Source organism: Actinomyces polynesiensis (assembly GCF_000820725.1).
Lineage (GTDB): Bacteria > Actinomycetota > Actinomycetes > Actinomycetales > Actinomycetaceae > Pauljensenia > Pauljensenia polynesiensis.
On record NZ_CCXH01000163.1, the window covers coordinates 1 to 4,365 of the forward strand.

Consider the following 4,365-nt stretch of genomic DNA (forward strand, 5'->3'; position numbering starts at 1 on the left):
CCTGGCCTTCGGTGGACCGGCTCGGGTGGGTGTGGACCGCACCCTCGAAGGAGGCGGGCGCGGCCTGGACGGTGCTGTCCGCCGACGGGCAGACGGCCTCACTCGCCTCACCCTTCACGGACTCCTCGACACCGGAGGCCCTGCGGGTCTCACCCGACGGTTCACGGGTGGTCATCGTCCGGCGGATCGGTGACGAGCTCGGCGTGTGGGTGGCACCCGTGCGTCGCGACTCGGCGGGAGTGCCGGAGGCGGTGGGTACGGCCGTGGCCGTACCGGGGCTCGACGAGGGCGTCCTCGACGTCTCCTGGGCGGGGAGCTCGACGATCGTCGCGCTGCGCCACACCCAGAGCGGCACCGAGCTGGTGGTCGTACCGCTGGGAGGGTGGCCCACGACGCTCAGCGCGCCCTCGGCCTCCCGGCACGTCACCGCCGGCGCGACCTCGGCCAACGTCCAGGTCCAGACCTCCGACGGCAGCGTCCTCAGCAGGTCGGGTTCGGTCTGGCAGCCCGTGACGGCTGAGATCCAGGAGATCGAGTTCCCCGGCTGAGGCCGGGAGGGCGTCGCGTCCACAGGCGTTCCCCGTGTGCTTGACCGCCGGCGCGCGTGGGGGCTGGGCTGGGTGGCATGGACCCCGAGCAGCCGGCCCCGCCCTCGTCGACGGACCTGTCCGCGCGGGGCCTGCTGGGTGCCCTCCTGGGCCTCGCGCTGCCGGTGCAGTGCGTGGGGTGCGGGGCCTGGGACGTGGTGCTGTGCCACACCTGCGCGGCCCACGCCCGGGGACCCGTGGCCTGGGAGGTCCTCGAGGGGCCGGCGCGCGACGGGGACCTCGGCCTGTGGACGCTGGGGGAGTACGAGGGCGCCCTGCGCGGGGTGGTCCTGGCGGCCAAACACCGTCCGGCGGTCGACCTCTCCGACTTCCTGACGAGGGCGGGACGGACACTGGGGGAGGGGATCGTGTCGGTCGGGGTGCTGGCCGGGGCACGGGAGACCTGGGTGGTCCCCGCACCCTCGGGGTGGCGCAGGCGCCACCGGGGCCAGATGGTGGTCCCCGACATCGCCCACGGTGCGGCGCGTGCGCTCGCGGTGGGGACGGGGGCCCGCGTGCGGGTGGTGCCCGCGGTGGGGCTGCGTGCCTTCGTCGGGTCGCAGTCGGGGCGCTCCGGGGAGCAACGGCGCTCGGGACGGCTCGGGGCCATGGTGGCGGCCTGCGAGGTGCCGTCGGACGTGGGGTCGTCCTCGTCGACGACGTGGTGACCACGGGGGCCACCCTGCGGGAACTCGCCCGGGTGTGTGGTCCCGGCACGGTCGCCGCGGCGGCCCTGTGCCGGGCCGGGCGCGCGGGTCCCGCACAGGTGCCAGGGCGGACGATATGACCTCGGTCACTGTGACGTCGTATGATGGGGCATCGAGATCAGGTCGGCCCGGTGGTGATGAAACACCATGCGAGCTGCACCGACCCAGGGGGTGATAGCCACGCGCACCGCCCGGGGCGACGAAGCGCCCGGGCACAGACCACGCGGGGAGTACCCCGCCGAGTTCCCCTGGAGGACACATGGACATCACCGTCGTCGCCCGCAATGCCGAGATCCACCCGAACTTCCGCGACTACGTCGAGGAGAAGGTCGCCAAGGTCACCCAGTTCTACCCCCGCGCACAGCGGGTGGACGTGGAGCTGACCCACGAACGCAACCCCCGGCAGGCGGAGAACGCCGAGCGCATCGAGCTGACCGTCTACGGGAAGGGGCCGATCATCCGGGCCGAGGCCACCTCGGCGGACCGCTACGCGGCCGTCGACATCGCCGCCGGCAAGCTCTTCGAGCGACTGCGCCGCGCACGGGACCGTGCCAAGGACCACCGACGTCGCTACCCGGTCGGCTCCGTCCCCGGGGAGGTCGGGGTGCCCGTCGACGAGGTGACCGAGGAGGAGGTGGTCCGCGAGGCGCCCCTGCGCCCGGCCACCGACCTCAAGCCGGGTGAGGCGCGCGAGGAACAGCTCGGGGACTCCCCGGTGGTCGTGCGCCAGAAGGTCCACGAGGCGCGTCCGATGGGGGTCGACGAGGCCCTGGACCAGATGGAGCTGGTCGGGCACCCGTTCTTCCTCTTCGTCGACAAGGACACGCAGCAGCCCTGCGTCGTCTACCGGCGCCACGGCTGGACCTACGGGGTCATCCGCCTGAACACGCAGGTCGCGGTCTGATCGTCCGGTGAGGGGCCCGGCACCCGGCACGGGTGCCGGGCCCCTCACGCTGCCGCGAGGTGGTGACCGGGAGCGGGCGGAGGTGTCAGTGGCGGCACCGGCGGGCGGACTTCCGTAGACTGGTGGCTGCGCGTGCCCGGGAGCACGCGTCCGGGGACGTCCCCCGGTCACGACGTCAGGAGCACCGGTGTCACTCATCGACAAGATCCTCCGTGCCGGCGAGGGCCGCACGCTCAAGAAGCTCGACCGCATCGCCGACCAGGTCGACGCCCTCGGGGAGGACTTCGAGAAGCTCTCCGACGAGGAACTGCGTGCCAAGACCGACGAGTTCAGGCGGCGCCTCGAGGAGGGCGAGACCCTGGACGACCTGCAGGTCGAGGCCTTCGCCACCGTCCGCGAGGCGGCGTGGCGCACCCTGCGCCAGCGACCCTTCCACGTCCAGGTCATGGGCGGAGCGGCCCTGCACCTGGGCAACATCGCCGAGATGAGGACCGGTGAGGGCAAGACCCTGGTCGCCACGATGCCCTCCTACCTGCGCGCACTCACCGGCAAGGGTGTCCACGTCGTCACCGTCAACGACTACCTCGCCAAGTACCAGTCCGACCTCATGGGCCGCGTCTACGAGTTCCTCGGCATGACCGTGGGCTGCGTGCTCACCGGGCAGGAGCCCGCGGAGCGGCGCCGCCAGTACGAGGCCGACATCACCTACGGCACGAACAACGAGTTCGGCTTCGACTACCTGCGTGACAACATGGCCCAGCGCGTGGAGGACATGGTCCAGCGCGGCCACAACTACGTGATCGTCGACGAGGTCGACTCCATCCTCATCGACGAGGCCCGCACCCCCCTCATCATCTCCGGGCCCGCCACCGGTGACGTGAACCGCTGGTACACGGAGTTCGCGCGTATCGCGCGCCTCCTGGAGCGCGACGTCGACTACGAGGTGGACGAGAAGAAGAAGACGGTCGGCGTCCTCGAGCCCGGCATCGACAAGGTCGAGGACCAGCTCGGTGTCGAGAACCTCTACGAGGCCGCCAACACCCCGCTCATCGGCTTCCTCAACAACTCCATCCGCGCCAAGGAACTCTTCCACCGCGACAAGGACTACATCGTCGACCGGGGTGAGGTCCTCATCGTCGACGAGCACACGGGCCGAGTGCTGCCGGGGCGCCGCTACAACGAGGGCATGCACCAGGCCATCGAGGCGAAGGAGGGGGTGGAGATCAAGGCGGAGAACCAGACACTCGCCACGATCACCCTCCAGAACTACTTCCGCCTCTACCCCGAGGGCTCCCGCGCCGGCATGACCGGCACCGCCGAGACCGAGGCCGCCGAGTTCGCCTCGACCTACAAGATCGGCGTCATCCCGATCCCCACGAACCGCCCGATGGTGCGCATCGACCAGCCGGACCTCGTCTACCCGACGGAGAAGGGCAAGTTCCACGCGATCATCGAGGACATCGTCGAGCGCCACGACAACGGCCAACCCGTCCTCGTCGGCACCACCTCGGTGGAGAAGTCCGAACTCGTCTCGCAGATGCTGCGCGAGCGCCACGTCCCCCACCAGGTCCTCAACGCCAAGCAGCACGCCCGCGAGGCCCAGGTCGTGGCGATGGCCGGTCGCAAGGGCGCGGTCACGGTCGCCACCAACATGGCCGGACGTGGTACCGACATCATGCTGGGCGGCAACTCGGAGTTCATCGCCCAGGCGAACCTGGCCGCGCGCGGGCTCGACCCCAAGGAGAACGCCGAGGAGTACCGGGAGGCGTGGCCCGAGGCGCTGGCCGAGGCGGAGGCCGCGGTCGAGGCCGAACGCGACGAGGTGCGGGAGGCCGGCGGCCTCTACGTGCTGGGCACGGAGCGCCACGAGTCCAGGCGCATCGACAACCAGCTGCGCGGCCGCTCCGGACGACAGGGGGACCCGGGTGAGTCCCGTTTCTACCTGTCCATGGAGGACGACCTCATGCGCCTGTTCAACTCGGGCATGGCACAGCGGATCATGGCGTCGGGCGCCTACCCCGAGGACATGCCCCTGGAGTCCAAGGTGGTCTCCCGGTCCATCGCCTCGGCCCAGCACCAGGTCGAGGCCCGCAACTTCGAGATCCGCAAGAACGTCCTGAAGTACGACGACGTGATGACGGGGCAGCGCGAGCTGGTCTACGCCCAG

General features: G+C 71.0%; 4 protein-coding genes. All 4 read left to right on the forward strand.

The window, feature by feature from the left end; all coding sequences use genetic code 11:
* On the forward strand, nucleotides 1-548 hold a 548-nt coding region (locus tag TA90_RS07105), incomplete at its 5' end, for an LpqB family beta-propeller domain-containing protein (protein WP_231550692.1).
* Nucleotides 549-625: 77 nt separating this feature from the next.
* Nucleotides 626-1,255, forward strand: coding sequence for a ComF family protein (locus TA90_RS07110; protein WP_052450620.1), 630 nt, complete (start codon nucleotides 626-628; stop codon nucleotides 1,253-1,255).
* Nucleotides 1,256-1,553: 298 nt separating this feature from the next.
* Nucleotides 1,554-2,198, forward strand: a complete 645-nt coding sequence (gene hpf / locus TA90_RS07115; RefSeq protein WP_043535390.1) for a ribosome hibernation-promoting factor, HPF/YfiA family — start codon at nucleotides 1,554-1,556, stop codon at nucleotides 2,196-2,198.
* 187 nt (nucleotides 2,199-2,385) lie between these two features.
* The coding region (secA, locus tag TA90_RS07120; RefSeq protein WP_043535392.1) for a preprotein translocase subunit SecA at nucleotides 2,386-4,365 on the forward strand (1,980 nt) is incomplete at its 3' end.